Here is a 15,320-nt window from a genome sequence, read left to right as displayed (position 1 = left end):
TTTCTGGAGAGACATAAGCCGATCAAAAATCATCATACAAGTTATGTCTTGCAGATCGCGGCCATGCGCCGCGCCGATCAGCCCTTGGGCAGGGTCTTCGGACGCCGTTTCTGCCACGAGCCTTCGATATGGTCCCGCATGGCGCGCGCCGCCGCGTCGGGATCACGGGCCATGATGGCGTCATAGACCTTCACGTGGGCCTCATGCGTCGCCCGGACGTGCTCGACATTCAGCTTGCCGCTGTAGCTGTGGGTCTTCACAGCCTTGCTCTGGATGCTGTCGATGATGGCCTTGCTCAGTCGATCGCCCGACAGACGCATGATGATGTCGTGGAAGGCCACGTCCTCATGCACATAGCCCGCCGGAGTGGTGATCAGGCTGGCCAGCTTATCCATCTGACGGGTCAGTTCGTCAGCGGCCTCGGGCGTCAGCTTGCGCGCGGCCTTGGCGGCCATCTCACCCTCCAGAGCCGCGCGGATTTCCGACAGGTTGTCGAGATAGGACAGACCGTCCTCGCGCCGGAACAGGGCGCTGAGAATCATCGGGTCCAGCAGGTTCCACGACGACGGGTCCTGGATGATGGTCCCCCGCCCCTGCTGCGACACCACCAGACCTTTTTCCGTCAAGGCGGTCGTCGCCTCGCGCACCACGGTCCGGCTGACGCCATAGATGTCGCACAGCACGTTCTCGGGCGGCAGGGCCGAACCCGCAGGGTGGATCTCGGTCACGATGGCGTTGACCAGATCCTCGACCACCGCCGCCGCCAGACGCGGGCGCCGCGCGGGACGCTGATGAGTTGCTGCGGTGGCTGCAAGGGTCATGGTTCGTCTTGTCTCGTTGTTCCCCGCGAAGCGTCCGGGGTCATCATTTGTATCACGATATGGGAGTCACATTGTTGACGGCCCTGTCAATCCTGAAGGGATTTGTAGCCGAGGCTTGCCAAGTCGGAATCATCATACATATTATAAACTGACTGAACGCCGACAATCTGGTCCGAGACCCCGCCTTATGAAAATCACCGGCTATCGCAGCCTGACCACGGTTCACGACTGGAAACGTCCGGTCGGCGACGTCAACGGGGTGATCGCCTCAGGCATAACCGAGGTGCCGATCCTGTTGCTGGAGACGGACAGCGGCCTGACCGGCGTGGGGCTGGGCCAGCATGTGGACATCGCCCGCGTCTTTCCTGCCGTCGAGAACGAGGACCCCCGCGCCGTCTCGACCCTCTATGACCGGATGCTGGCCCAGGTGTTCAAGAGCGGTCACGCCGGCGCCACCTATGGGGCCATCGCCGCCATCGACATGGCCCTGTGGGACCTCAAGGCCAAGATGGCCAATGAACCGCTGTGGCGCACGCTCGGCGCGCGCGATAGATTCGTGCCCGGCTATGCGTCCGGCCTCTGCTACGGCCTCGACGACGACGCCTTTGAGGCCCTCTATATCCGCTGGGCAGAGCGCGGCTTCACCTCGGCCAAGATCAAGGGCGGGCGTGATCTTGACCGCGACATCCGTCGCCTGCTGAAGGCCCGCGACATCTTCCGCGCCAATACGGCCCGTCCCGCCCTGATGCTGGACGTCAATGAATGCTGGACCCGCAAGCAGGCGGTCCGCCACCTGAGCGAGATCGAGACCCACCTCGATCTGACCTGGATCGAAGAGCCCCTGCGCCGCTGGGATGCCGAGGGCCACGCCGTCGTTGGCCGCGCGGTCAAGGCGGCCGTCGCCACGGGCGAGAACCTGACCGGTCTCGACCAGTTCAGCCCTCTGTTCGACGCCAGGGCCGTGGACATCGTTCAAACGGGCAGCGTCTGGGGCGTGACCCACTTCAACCGCGTAGCCATCGCCGCCCACGCCCACAACCTGCCGATCTCGCCCGTCGGCTACAACGCCAACCCGGTCGCGCACGCGGCGGCGGCGGCGCCCAACAGCCTGGGCGTCGAGGTGCAGGACTTCCACTTCCCCATCGGCCTGAAAGTTGATCAACAGATCGGCGACGGCGGCATCATCCTGGGTGACGAGCCCGGCCTCGGCATCGAGGTCGATGAGGCCGCCATCGCCGCCAATCGCCTGAACGGCGCCTGGGAGGTGGTCGAAGGCCCCCACGTCCGGCCCCAGCGCGCGGGGCTTGATCTGGGACCGCCGGCACGGGCATCCAGCAAATAACACAGACGTCGAATGACGCAGGAAACGACCGGGATGCAGACCACCAGACTGAACCATGACGGTCCTGCCGTCTCTGTGCTTGCGCTCGGCGGCGCCTCGCTGGGCGGGGTCTATCAGGACGTGTCTCAGGCCGAGGCCGACGCGGTGGTCGCCGCGGCGCTGGACGCCGGGATCAACCTGATCGATGTCGCGCCTTACTATGGGATGACGCGGGCCGAAACCGCGCTGGGCGGCGCCCTGAAAGGGCGGCCTCGCGACAGCTTCGTGGTCATGACCAAGATCGGCCGCTACGGCGACAAGGCCTGGGACTTCTCGCGCGACGCGACCTTGCGCAGCCTTGACGAAAGCCGCGCCCGGCTCGGCGTCGAATATATCGACGTGCTGCAATGCCACGACATCGAGCACGGCGACCGGGCGCAATTGCTGGACAAAGCCCTGCCGCTGATGCGCGAGCTCAAGTCCCAGGGCGCCATCGGTCGCATCGGCGTCACCGGCTACGACCTGGGCCTGCTGGAAGAAGTCGCCCTGTCCGAGGGCGTCGACACCGTCATGGCCTACTGCACCTATACGCTGCAGGATCAGCGGTTGGCCGACAGCGCCCGACGACTGAACGCCGCCGGGATCAGCGTCTTCAACGCCTCGCCCCTGGGCATGGGGCTGCTGACCGATCAGGGGCCGCCCGGCTGGCATCCCGGCCACGCCAGCGTCCATGCCGCCGCCGCAGAAGCCGCGCGCCTTTGCCGTGAGGCGGGGACCGACCTGTCGCGCATCGCCCTGCAGTTCGCGCTACAGACCGCCGCCGCCCAGGGCATCGCCTCCACTGTCGTCGGCATGTCCAAGCCGTCGAACCTGACCCGCAACGTCGAGGCCCTGACAACGCCGCTCGACGCCGGACTTCTCGCGGCGGTCGAGGCCGTGCTGGCCCCTGTGCTGAACCAGGGTTGGGACGTCCTGCCCGGCAACGGCGGCAAGGCCGGCGCATGATCGACGCCCACCTGCATCTGTGGGACCCGTCGCGCCTCGACTATGACTGGCTGAGCTATGTGCCGGACATCGCTGGACGCCACGGACCGGAAGACTGGGCCGCCGAAGCCGCCGGCGTCAGGTGCGCCGTCTTCGTTCAGGCGGACTGCGCGCCCGAACAGGCGCTGGCCGAGGCCGATTGGGTCGCTGACCTGAAACACCCCGCGCTCGACATCCTCGCCGTCGTGGCCTTCGCCCCGCTCGAACAAGGCGCGAAGGTCGCGCCCCACCTCGACGCCCTGGTCGCCCGTCCTCTGGTGCGCGGCGTGCGGCGGTCGGTGCAGAACGAAGCCGCCGGATTCATCGCCGCGCCGGATCATCTGGACGGCCTGGTCCTGACCGCCGAGCGCGGTCTGACAATCGACGTCTGCGCCCGCGATCACCAATTGCCCGAGTTGCATCAGACCCTGACCGCCCTGCTCGAGCGCGCGCCCCAGGCGCGGGTGGTGCTGGATCATCTGGGCAAGCCCGACATCGCCGCCGCCAACGGCGACCTGAACCACGCCGACTGGGCCGCCAATCTGAAACGACTGGCCGCCCTGCCCAACGTCTTCGCCAAGCTGTCGGGCCTGACCGCTCAGGACGCCTGGGACGCCCGACGCGATGACGTCGTGCGCCGCTATCTCGACCACGCCCTCGACTGTTTCACGCCGGACCGCCTGATGTTCGGCGGCGACTGGCCCGTGGTCAATCTGGCGGGCGGCTATGGCCGCTGGCGTGATTTGTTCGAGGCCGCCATCGCCGCCCTCCCCTCGTCTGATCGCGAGAAAATTCGCACCGAGACCGCCCGCGCCTTCTATCTCGGCGGCGTCGACAAGGATCTGTCCGCATGACCACCCAGACCGTCGCCCTGCCCGTCAACGGTCAAGGCCGCCGCCGCCTTCAGCTGTCGTTGATGGTCAACTTCTTCCTGCTGATGGCCCTCTACAGCGGCGTGCTCGGCGTGCTGCTGCCCAACCAGATCGCCGAGATGAATCCCGGGAACAAGGCCAACAACCTGGCCATTCTGTTCGCCATCACCTCGGTCTTCTCGACCCTGACGACGCCCATAGCCGGGGCCCTGTCCGACCGCACCCGGTCGCGTTGGGGGCGTCGGTCGCCGTGGATCGCCATCGCCTCGGTGGTCGGGTCGCTGTGCCTGTTCGGCGTGTCGTGGATGACCAGCTTCTGGTCGCTGATGGTCTTCTGGGTCATGGCGACAGTGGCCTACAACTCCATGCAGCCCGCCATGACGACCGTGATCGCCGACCGCTTCCCGCCTGAAACGCGCGGCGTAGTGTCGGGCGTGGTCGGCGCGGGCATGACCGCCGGCTTGACCGCAGGCACCGTCGTCGCCGGCTATCTGGCCGGGGCTCAGGTCCTGGCTTACAGCCTGTTCGCCCTGGCCATCGCCGCCTCGTGCATCGCCTTTGTCGTCATCAATCGCGAGCCGTCCAGCGCCGAGCAACCGCGCCGCAGCTTCTCGTGGATCGCCTTCGCCAAGGGCTTCTGGATCAGCCCGAAAGACCATCCCGACTTCGCCTGGGCCTTCGCCGGGCGCTTCACCATCTACATGGGCTATCAGGCCGTCGCCGCCTACATGCTCTACATCCTGCGGGATTACATCGGCCTGTCCGACGCCCAGTCGAACATCGCCATCGCCAATCTGGCGATCCTGACCCTGATCTGCCTGATCGTCTCCTCACTGGCCTCAGGCTACCTGTCGGACCGCTTTCAGCGCCGTAAGCCCTTCGTCATCGCCGCCAGCCTTATCATGGGCTGCGCCATGGTCGCCCCCCTGGTGCTGCCGAACATGACCGGCATGTGGATCTACGCCGGGGTAATCGGCATCGGCTACGGCATGTTCATGTCGATCGACATGGCCCTGATGACCCAGGTCCTGCCGCAGAGCGCCGAGGGCGACGAGGGCAAGGATCTCGGCGTCCTGACCACGGCGGTCAACATCCCCCAGATCATCAGCCCCGTGATGGCGGCGATTCTGCTGAACCTCTTCGGCGGCGACTACGCAGTCATCTTCATCGCCGCGGTCATCTTCGTCTTCGGCTCGGCCCTGTGCGTCGCGCCCATCCGGTCGGTTCGCTAGGCTTGAATGTTATAATACGTATGATGATAATTTGACATACGGGAACGCCGTTCGTAGGGTTTCAGCAAGGCCGGAAAAACAGGCCGCCAAGGTTGGAACCCAGCAGGATCTCATGATGTCCACGAAGACGAATTTGATGGCCGCGACCGCCATGGGCGTGCTGTCCGCCCTCGCCCTCCCGGCTGTCGTCATGGCGCAAGACGCGCCGCAAAATGACACCGGTGCCCAAGACGCGACCACGGTGGACGAAATCGTCGTCACCGGCATCCGCGCCAGTCAGCAGCAATCGATCAACATCAAGCGCAACGCCGTTGGCGTGGTCGACTCGATCGCCTCAGAGGACCTGGGCAAGCTGCCCGACCAGAACGTGGCCGAGTCCCTGCAACGCATCCCGGGCGTGACCATCGACCGCAACCGCGGCGAAGGCCGCTTCGTCACGGTGCGCGGCTTTGGACCCAAGTTCAACGCGGTGACCGTCAACGGCCGCACCCTGGCCACCGACAACAACGGCCGCGAATTTTCCTTCGACGTCCTGCCTTCGGAAATCATCTCCGGCGCCGATGTCTACAAGTCGCCGCAAGCCAACATCAACGGCGCCTCGATCGGCGCGACCATCAACGTGCGCACTCTGCGCCCGCTGGATCAGCGCAAGCCGTTCGCTGTCGCGGGCTCGCTGGGTTCGACCTGGGCGGAGCTGGCCGACAACTACAGCCAGGACGCCTCGGCCGTCGCCTCCTGGCGCAATGACGACCGCACCCTGGGCTTCGCCCTGGCCGCCTCCTACGTCGATCAGGACACCCGCAACGACGAGTTCACCATCGGCGCCGGGCACGTTCGTCGCTCAAGCCCGCCGGTCGGCGAGACGTGCGACACCAAGAAAGGTCACGACTGCTACTTTGCCGGTCGCATGGGCCCCGACGTCGCTCCCTTCTCCGGCGTCTCGATGCCGTCGAACCTGTCGCCCTTCTTCTTTGAGCGCAGCAAGCAGATGCTGGGCCTGAACGCCTCGGGTCAGTACCGCCCGATGCAGAACCTGACCCTGACGCTCGACGCCATGTATGTGAAGGCGGACATCACCGAACGCCAGACGGGTCTGGCCTACGACTTCAGCGGCGGCACCCTGGTCGAGCAGGTGGTCGAGGGCGGTGAGGCCGTCTATCAGCGCTACGCTGGCGGCTTCGTCGACCAGATCATGCAGTATGACACCCGCAACGTCGAAACGCATCAGCTGGGCTTCAACGCCGACTGGCAGGTCAACGACGATCTAAAGCTGTCCTTCGACGTCTCGACCTCGACCTCGGAACGCAAGAGCGATCAGGCCCCCAGTTTCACCACCATCCGCCGCAAGGGCGTTGACCTATGGTGGGACCGCCGCGGCGGCTCGCCCATCTATGAGTACGGCTTCAACTACCCCGGCTCGACCGCCGACGCCGCGACCGATCCGAACGGCCTGACCGCCCATTACTACATCTGGAACAGCGCCGGTCGGACCAAGGACACCATCGACGAATACCGTATCGACGGCGAATGGACCCCGGGGGGCAACGTCACCCTGTACGGCGGCATCGGCTATCAGAACCGCATCAAGGACATCTACGGCACCTCCATGCCGTTCGGTCAGCAGTGCGCCTATTGCGGTTCCAACGAAGCCCTGCCGTCGGATCTTTTCACCCCGACCGGCATGAACTTCTTCGACGGTCGCGGCGGCGACATCATGCACGACTGGCTTACCTACGACCCCAACGCCCTGATGGCCTATGTGAAGGGTCTGGCGGATCGTGACGGCAAGGCCTTCGCCCCCAGCGTCTATGACGCCTCGGCCTCGTCTGTCGTCGATGAGAAGGTCTGGACCGGCTATCTGATGAGCCAGATCGAAGCCGATCTGGGCGGTATGCCGTTGACGGTGAACATGGGCGTTCGCGTCGAGAACACCTCCTACACCTCGTCCGGCGCTTCAAAAACCGTGATCAGCGCCAAGCCTAACGGCTCAGGTCAGAACATCATCGTCCTGTCCGATGTTTCGCCCGTCAGCTTCGACGGCGACTACACCGACGTGCTGCCGTCGCTGAACGCCCGCCTGTCGGTGACTGACGATGTAATCGTTCGCTTCGCCGCCTCGCGGGTGATGACCCGCCCGACGCTGAGCGACCTGTCGCCACGTCAGAGCATCCAGACCAACCCCGGCAATGAGTCGATCAAGCGCGGCAACCCGGATCTGAAGCCCTTCCGCGCGACCCAGATGGAAGCCGGCGTGGAGTGGTATTTCGCCCCCACCTCGCTGCTGTCGTTCGCGGCCTTCTACAAAAACCTCGACTCCTTCGTCAGCACCACCACGACCAAGGAACAGATCGACGAAGTCTCCTTCTCGGTCACGGTGCCCAGCAACGGCGAAGGCGCGACCATCAAGGGCATCGAGCTGGGTTATCGCCAGACGTTCGACAACCTGCCGGCGCCGTTCGACGGCCTGGGCGTGCAGACCAGCTTCACCTATGCCGACTCTGACGCCGAATACTCCAACGCCGGCGGCATCTCCTATGGCCTGGAAGGCCTGTCGAAATACTCTTACAGCCTGGTTGGTTTCTACGAGAAGGGTCCGATCCAGGCCCGCCTGGCCTACACCTGGCGCGACAAGTTCGTGGCCGTCGCCGTGGGCCGCAATAGCGAGCCCGAATACTTCGACGCCTACGGCCAGCTCGACGCCGGTGCCTCCTATGACGTGACCGAAAACGTCACCGTCTTCCTAGACGCCCTGAATCTGACCGACGAGGAAGAGTTCCTCTATTCGGTTTCGGAAGACCGCACGAAGGAGTTCCGCACCACGGGACGCCGTGTCTCGGCGGGCGTTCGACTGCGCTTCTAAACGCCTCTCTCCCTGCCATTCTGGTGCACCGCCCCCCGCCTGTCGGGGGGCGGTTTTTCTTTGCCCCCTGCCCCTATCTTGACGCCCGCGCGACAGCGGCCTAGCAAAACATAATACGTCTTATGTTTTAAGGATGCAGCGATGAGACTGGCAGGCAAGACCGCCCTGGTGACGGCGGCGGCGCAGGGGATTGGGCGAGCGACGGTCGAGGCCTTCCTCCGCGAAGGCGCGCAGGTCATCGCCGCCGACATCAACATTGCGCCCCTGGACGATCTGGAGGGCGTCACCGTCCGCCAGTTGGACGTCACCGATCCCGAGGCCGTCAAGGCGATCGCCGCCGAGTTTCCGCAGGTGAACGTGCTCTACAACTGCGCGGGCTTCGTTCACGCGGGCACCATCCTGAACTGCGACGAGGACGCCTGGGCCTTTTCCAACAGCCTCAACGTCACGGCCCAGTATCGCATGATCCGGGCCTTCCTGCCGCAGATGATCGCCAACGGTGGCGGGTCCATCATCAACATGTCGTCGGTCTGTTCCAGCATCAAGGCGGTGCCGAACCGCTTCGCCTATGGCGCCACCAAGGCCGCCGTCATTGGCCTGACCAAGTCGGTCGCCGCCGACTTCGTGACCCAGGGCATCCGCTGCAACGCCATCTGCCCCGGCACCGTCGAGACGCCTTCCCTGTTGCAGCGCCTGCGCGACACCGGCGACTTCGACAAGGCCTATGCCGAGTTCACCGCCCGTCAGGCCATGGGCCGGTTCGGCCGCCCGACTGAACTGGCCGCCCTGGCCGTCTATCTGGCCTCCGACGAATCCGCCTTCACCTCCGGCACGATCAACGTGATCGACGGCGGTTGGGTCAACTGAGCCTGCTGCAAGGATATTCGCGATGAAACTTCTCCGCTTCGGCCCCTCAGGCCAGGAAAAGCCCGGCGTGATCGACGCCGATGGCCGTATCCGCGACCTCAGCGGCGTCGTCACCGACATCGACGGCGCCGCTCTGTCGGATGACAGCCTGGCCCGCCTTCGCGCGCTCGACCTGACCGCCCTGCCCCTGGCGCCTGAGGGCGTCCGCTATGGCCCCTGCGTCGGCAAGGTCGGCAAGTTCCTGTGCATCGGCCTGAATTACGCCGACCACGCCGCGGAATCCGGCCTGCCGATCCCTGACGAGCCCGTGCTCTTCTCCAAGGCCACGTCCTGCATCGTCGGCCCGAACGACACGGTCCTGAAGCCGCGCGGCTCGACCAAGCTGGACTGGGAGGTCGAGCTGGGCATCGTCATCGGCAAGGACGCCGCCTACGTCTCGGAAGCAGAGGCCGAGGCCTGCATCGCCGGCTACTGCACCATCAACGACGTGTCCGAACGCGCCTTCCAGACCGAACGCGGCGGCACCTGGGACAAGGGCAAGGGCTGCGACACCTTCGGCCCGCTCGGCCCCTGGCTGGTCACGCGCGACGAGGTGCCGGACCCGGCCAATCTGCGCATGTGGCTGACGGTCAACGGCAAGACCTTCCAGGACGGCACGACCGCCACCATGATCTTCAAGCCTGCCTTCATCGTCCACTACGTCAGCCAGTTCATGAGTCTGCAGCCCGGCGACGTCATCTCGACCGGCACGCCCCCTGGCGTCGGTCTGGGCCAGAAGCCGGAACCCGTCTATCTGAACGTCGGCGACGTGATGGAACTGGGCATCGAAAGTCTTGGCGAACAGCGACAGGTCGTCGCGCAGGCCTGATTTCCTCCCTCCCCCTGCATTGACACCGAGGGTCCATCCGCTAGGCTGATTTCATAATACATAATATGTTTATGGGAGTGCGGGATGGGGCAAGGTGCAGGTTTCGGCATGATCACGGCGGGCCTTCTGTCCGCCGGGATCATGCTCTCGGCGACGGCTGTGGGCGCGCAGACGACGGTCCACGTCTCGCCTGACGGCAACGACCGCAATCCCGGCAGCGCCACGCGCCCGGTCAAGTCCCTGACGCGGGCCCAGGCTCTGGTCCGCAGCCACAACCGCTCCGAAGACGTCACGGTCGAGATTGCAGCCGGAACCTATCGCCTGGATCAGCCCCTGGTCTTCAACGCCATCGACGGCGGCCAGGGCGACCACAAGGTGATCTGGCAGGCCAAGTCCGGCGAGCGCCCGATCATCTCGGGCGGCTTCGACGTCTCGGGTTTCACGGTTTCGGACGCAGAACGCCGCATCTATGTCGCCGACATCCCCAAGGGCCTCGATGCGCGTCAGGTCTGGGTCAACGACACCCTGGCCGAACGCCCCTGGCTGGAGATCAGCCATTCGGATGTGAACTTCACCGCCACGGGCATGGAGATCACCAACCCCGACCTGGCCTTCATCGGCTCGATCCAGCACCCCGACCGGCTGGAGGTCGAGGCTACCGGCTTCTTCACTGACCGCTTCTCGCCCGTCGCCTCGATCAGCGGCACGACGCTGACGATGCAACAGCCCGCCTGGGACAATAACACCTGGGGTTACGACACGATCTCGAAGCCGATCTTCCCGGACGATTCCCGGCTCTTCCTGGTCAACGCCCCCGAACTGATCGGCAAGACCAACGACTGGCACGCCAAGCCCTATCAGTGGTTCATCGACCCCAAGGCGGGCAAGCTCTACCTGCGCATTGCCCAGGACGACGACATCGCCAAGCTGCGGGTCACGGTCCCGGCCCTGCCCGCCCTGATGTCAGTCAGCGGCACGCCTGAAGCGCCGATCCGCAACCTGACCTTCAACGGCCTGCGCTTCTCCTACACCTCATGGATGGGGCCGTCGGAAGCGACCGGCTACGCCAACCAGCAAAGCGGCGCCTTCCTCAAGGATGTCTCGCCGATCCGTCCCGCCGACGCCTGGTCGAGCTGCGGCTGGGGCTGCCCCGAGTTCGAGTCCATGCGCCAGCTCTGGCACCAGATCCCGGCGGCGGTTCAGGTCGCCGCCGCCCGCGACATCGTCTTCGAGAACAACCACTTCACCCAGCTAGGGCAGATCGCGCTCGGTTTGGGCAACGAAGCCGTCGCCAACCTGTCGGGCGTCGGCCTGGCGGTGCAAGATGTGCGCGTCAGCCGCAACCACTTCGGCGTCCTGTCGGGCAGCGCCATCATGGCCGGCGGGGTGCGCCTGGACGCCCACCATCCGACCGACCCGAACCTGACCAGCCGCAACATCGAGATCGCCGACAACGTCATCGCGGGCGTCAGCCAGGACTACAAGGACAACGCCGCGATCCTGACGACCTACATCGACGGGACCCGCATCCTGCACAACGACATCACCGACGCCCCCTATGACGCGATCGCCGTGGGTTGGGGATGGGGCTACAACGACGCGGGCGGCAATCCGAACTACGACGAGAACCAGAAGGGCTATCTCTACAACACCCGCTTCACCACCCCGACGACGCTGCGCAATACCCTGATCGAGGGCAACCGCATCCACGGCGTGAAGACCTGGTATATGGACGGCGGCGCCATCTACAACCTGTCGGCCAACCCGGACTCGGTCATCCGCGCCAACCACATCTTCGACATCCGCGACAAGATCGGCGTCTATCTGGACGAGGGCTCCAAGCACTTCACCGTCACGGGCAACGTCATCGACACCCAGGGCAAGTGGCTGAATATCAACACCGCCGGCAAGATGTATCAGCGCCGGATTTCGACCGACAACACCGCGACCGGCAACTGGCATAACTCCATGCGCACCGGCGGCCGCTGGCTGCGCGAGATCGGCAACGTCGCCGAGGGCAACTTCCTCTTCCCCGCCCGCGACTGGCCCGCAGAGGCCCAGGCCGTCATGGACTCCGCCGGACCGCGTCCGGTCGCAGGCGCCGCACGATGAGCGCCGTCTCGCGTCGCGGCCTTCTGGGCGGCGCCGGCCTCGCCGGTCTGGCCGCCGCCTCCCCCGCCGCCTCGGCCCGCGCCCTGCAGGCGCCGCCGCTGGAGGTGCTGGACCTCAAGGCCTCCGCCGCCGTCGCCCCCATAGGGCTCGAAGATCAGGCCGTGCGCTTGTCGTGGCGGCTGCAAAGCCCCGATCGCGGCGTGCAGCAGACCCGATACGAAATCCAGGCCGCCAGCACGCGCGAACTGCTGGAGGCCGGCACGCCCGACCTGTGGCACGCCGGTGAGGTCCTGACCGATCAGAGCATGGACGTGTCCTGGCTGGGCAGTCCGCTGAAATCGCGCCAGGTCATCTGGTGGCGCGTGCTGATCCGCGACAACAAGGGACGGCGTGCGACCAGCGCCAGCTCGCGCTTCGAGATGGGTCTGCTCCAGCCGTCGGACTGGCGCGCCAAATGGATCGCCGCCGAAACCGAAATGGCCCACGCCGACCGTCAGGCGGGTCTGCTGTGGATGCGCGGCGACCGGCCGGCGGACAAGTCGGATCGCTTCTTCCGCCTAAGCTTCAACCTGCCCTCGGCGGCGGACGTCACCCTGTTCTCCATCGCCAATTTCGACGCCGAGATCTGGCTAGACGGCAAGACTCTGGAGCGGCCGCACCACCCCTCCATCTCCTTCGGCGTGGCCCCCATCGCCGAGACGCGCCACCGCCTCAATGCGGGCCGTCACGTCGTCGCCTTCCGCGTCAAGGACCCCGCCGCCTTCAACGAGCCCAAGTTCTTCGAGATCGCGGCGGCCGCCATGATCCGCGCCGATCTGGGCGGCGGCCGCGTGGTGCGCATCACCTCGCGCGGCATGAAGACGGCCCTTCATGCGCCCAAGGGCTGGGAGCAGCCTGGTTTCAGCGACGCCCGCTGGACGAACGCCGAGGTGTCGAAGAACCAGCCCCAGGCCTGGCCCGGTTATGGCGCCTTCCTGCTGCGCAAGGATTTCGCGGTCGCCCGGCCGATCGCCCACGCCCGTCTCTATGCGACGGCGCTGGGGGTCTATGAGGCCCAGATCAACGGCAAGCGCGTCGGCGACGCCCTGCTCAGCCCCGAGAGCACCGACTTCCGCAAGACCGCCCTCTATCAGGTCCACGACGTCACCGACCTGCTGACCACAGGCGACAACGCCATCGGGGCCATGGTCGGCGACGGCTGGTACGGCAGCTACCATGCGCCGGCGGGTCGCTACGCCTTCGGCGATGCGCCCTTGCGCTTCTTTGCTCAACTCGAGATCACCTACGTCGACGGCGCGCGCGAGACGGTCGTCACCGACGACAGCTGGCGACTGACCGAGGCCCCGGTCACCAAGGGCGAGATCTATTACGGCGAGGACTATGACGCCCGGCTGGAGAAGGCCGGCTGGGCCGCGCCCGGCTTTGACGCCGCCGGATGGCGCGGCGTGGACATTGCGCCCACGCCGCCCTGCGTTCTCAAGGCCCAGATCAGCCCGCCGCTGCGCCGCATCGAGACGCTGAATGCCCGGTCGATCACCAAGGTCGGCAGCCACTACGTCCTCGACTACGGCCAGAACTTCTCGGGCTGGTCGCGTCTCAAGGTGAAGGGCCGGGCCGGTCAGGCCGTGACGCTGAAGTTCGCTGAGGTCTTGCAGGCGGATGGTCACGTCGATCAGTCCAACCTGCGCGCCGCCCGCGCCGCCCTCGTCTACACGCTGAAAGGCGATCCGGCGGGCGAGACCTATGAGCCGCGCTTCACCTATTTCGGCTTCCGCTATGTCGAGGTCGAAGGCTTTGAAGAAGCCATGGGCCGGGCGCCCACGGTCGACGACATCGAGGGCGTCGTCGTCTCGTCCAATCTGATCGAGACGGGTCATCTGCGGGTCGCAAATCCGGTCATCCATGGGCTGTGGCGCAACACCCTGTGGAGCCAGAGATCCAACTTCTTCGGCGTGCCGACCGACTGTCCGCAACGCGACGAGCGCCTGGGCTGGACCGGTGACGCCAATGTCTTCTGGGACGCCGCCGCCTTCAACATGGACGTGGCCGCCTTCACGGAACGCTTCATGGGCGACGTGCGCGACGCTCAGGGACCGCGCGGCGAGTTCCCTGACTACGCCCCCGCCGGCTGGCAGGAACTGGGCCTCGGCGCCTCGCCGGGCTGGGCCGACGGCGGGGTCATCCTGCCGTGGACCGCCTGGCAGCGTTACGGCGACACCGCCGTGGTGGATCAAAACTGGGCGGCGATGAGCCGCTATCTCGGCTTCATCCTGGAGCACAACCCGGACCTGATCTGGCGCAATCAGCGCGGCTACGACTTCGGCGACTGGGTGGCGCTGGACGCCGTCAATCCCGGCGACGAGACGACGCCCAAGGCCCTGATCGCCACCGCCATGTGGAAGCACTCGGTCGACGCCATGGCCGAGATGGCCCTGGGTTCGGGCCGTCGCCCCGAGGCCGTGCGCTATCGCGATCTGGCCCGGCGGATCACCGCCGCCTTCCAACGCGAGTTCGTCCGACCCGACGGTTCGATGGGCAACGGCTCCCAGGCCGGCTACATCCTGGCCCTGCGCTTCGGCCTCGTGCCTGACAGCCAGCGGGCCGCCGCGACTGGTCATCTGGTCGCCGACATCCGCCGTCGCGGCACTCTGCTGTCGACGGGCTTCCTCGGCACGCCCTACAGCCTGGACGCCCTGGCCGACAATGATCAGGACAGCCTCGTCTACGACCTGCTGCTGCGCACCGACTTCCCGTCCTGGGGCTATATGATCCGCAAGGACGCGACGACCATCTGGGAGCGGTGGAACGGCGACGTAGGCGATGTGGCGATGAACTCGTTCAACCACTACGCCCTGGGCGCGGTGACGGGCTTCGTCTTCCGTCGTATCGCCGGGATCGAGCCGATCAAGGCCGGTTTCCTGACCTTCCGTTTCGATCCTGTGCTGGACGCCCGCGTCCCGCGCGGCGGCGGGGACTACGACAGCATCCTGGGCCGGATCACCACCGACTGGGAGTTGAAGCCCGACGGCGGCTTCGACCTGCATCTGGTCGTGCCGACCAACAGCCGCGCCGAGGTCCGCCTGCCCGCCCGATCGGCCGACAGCGTGCGCGAGAACGGTCGCCCCCTGAGCCAGACTGACGGCGTCGTCGTGCGCGGCATGGACGGCGACCGTCTGGTGCTGGAGGTCGGCTCGGGCGACTACCGCTTCCTGTCTCGGGCCTGAGCCCTCGCTTTCGCTGTCCTGAACGCCCCCTCCCGGCCCCGCCGGGAGGGGGTTTTCGTAGGCGCGCGCAAAAAGAAGCCCTCCCGAGCGAAAACGGGAGGGCTTGAGGGTCAGGAGAAA

At 66.0% G+C, this 15,320-nt stretch carries 10 protein-coding genes; 9 read left to right on the top strand and 1 reads right to left on the bottom strand.

The genetic code is table 11. The features are described 5' to 3' along the window. Positions 1 to 77 precede the first annotated feature (77 nt). Positions 78 to 821, bottom strand: coding sequence for a FadR/GntR family transcriptional regulator (locus CQ039_RS09690; RefSeq protein WP_105561937.1), 744 nt, complete (start codon positions 819 to 821; stop codon positions 78 to 80). Positions 822 to 1,008: 187 nt separating this feature from the next. Between CQ039_RS09690 and CQ039_RS09685 the strand changes: the two genes are divergently transcribed. From CQ039_RS09685 to CQ039_RS09645, 9 genes are all read left to right on the top strand, one after another. Beyond that, on the top strand, positions 1,009 to 2,163 hold the full coding sequence (locus CQ039_RS09685) for a mandelate racemase/muconate lactonizing enzyme family protein (protein WP_105561938.1): 1,155 nt from the start codon (positions 1,009 to 1,011) through the stop codon (positions 2,161 to 2,163). Between the two features lie 33 nt (positions 2,164 to 2,196). Further along, entirely contained in the window at positions 2,197 to 3,147 is a 951-nt protein-coding gene (locus CQ039_RS09680) for an aldo/keto reductase (RefSeq protein WP_105562011.1), read from the top strand. Continuing rightward, complete coding sequence (locus CQ039_RS09675; RefSeq protein ID WP_105561939.1) at positions 3,144 to 4,019, top strand: amidohydrolase; 876 nt, start codon at positions 3,144 to 3,146, stop codon at positions 4,017 to 4,019. The genes CQ039_RS09680 and CQ039_RS09675 overlap by 4 nt, the downstream gene beginning before the upstream one ends. Further along, the gene (locus CQ039_RS09670; protein WP_105561940.1) at positions 4,016 to 5,269 is read left to right on the top strand and encodes an MFS transporter; all 1,254 of its coding nucleotides are present in this window, start codon (positions 4,016 to 4,018) and stop codon (positions 5,267 to 5,269) included. Before CQ039_RS09675 ends, CQ039_RS09670 begins: the two co-directional genes overlap by 4 nt. Positions 5,270 to 5,384: 115 nt before the next feature. After that, positions 5,385 to 8,129, top strand: a complete 2,745-nt coding sequence (locus CQ039_RS09665) for a TonB-dependent receptor (protein ID WP_105562012.1) — start codon at positions 5,385 to 5,387, stop codon at positions 8,127 to 8,129. 141 nt (positions 8,130 to 8,270) lie between these two features. Further along, positions 8,271 to 8,996 (top strand): SDR family oxidoreductase, encoded by a 726-nt coding sequence (locus tag CQ039_RS09660; protein ID WP_105561941.1) that lies wholly within the window; start codon positions 8,271 to 8,273, stop codon positions 8,994 to 8,996. A gap of 22 nt (positions 8,997 to 9,018) precedes the next feature. Next, positions 9,019 to 9,864 carry a fumarylacetoacetate hydrolase family protein gene (locus CQ039_RS09655; protein WP_105561942.1) on the top strand — a complete coding sequence of 282 codons (846 nt, stop codon included), beginning with the start codon at positions 9,019 to 9,021 and terminating at the stop codon, positions 9,862 to 9,864. An 84-nt stretch (positions 9,865 to 9,948) separates the two neighbouring features. Continuing rightward, entirely contained in the window at positions 9,949 to 11,976 is a 2,028-nt protein-coding gene (locus CQ039_RS09650; RefSeq protein ID WP_233190087.1) for a right-handed parallel beta-helix repeat-containing protein, read from the top strand. Further along, positions 11,973 to 15,200 (top strand): alpha-L-rhamnosidase, encoded by a 3,228-nt coding sequence (locus CQ039_RS09645; RefSeq protein ID WP_199183580.1) that lies wholly within the window; start codon positions 11,973 to 11,975, stop codon positions 15,198 to 15,200. The genes CQ039_RS09650 and CQ039_RS09645 overlap by 4 nt, the downstream gene beginning before the upstream one ends. Positions 15,201 to 15,320 lie beyond the last annotated feature (120 nt).

The sequence above is a fragment of the Brevundimonas sp. MYb52 genome (assembly GCF_002979535.1).
In the GTDB taxonomy this organism is placed as follows: Bacteria; Pseudomonadota; Alphaproteobacteria; order Caulobacterales; family Caulobacteraceae; genus Brevundimonas.
Note: the sequence above shows the minus strand (reverse complement) of the source record. Positions and strands in the feature narration are given on the sequence as shown.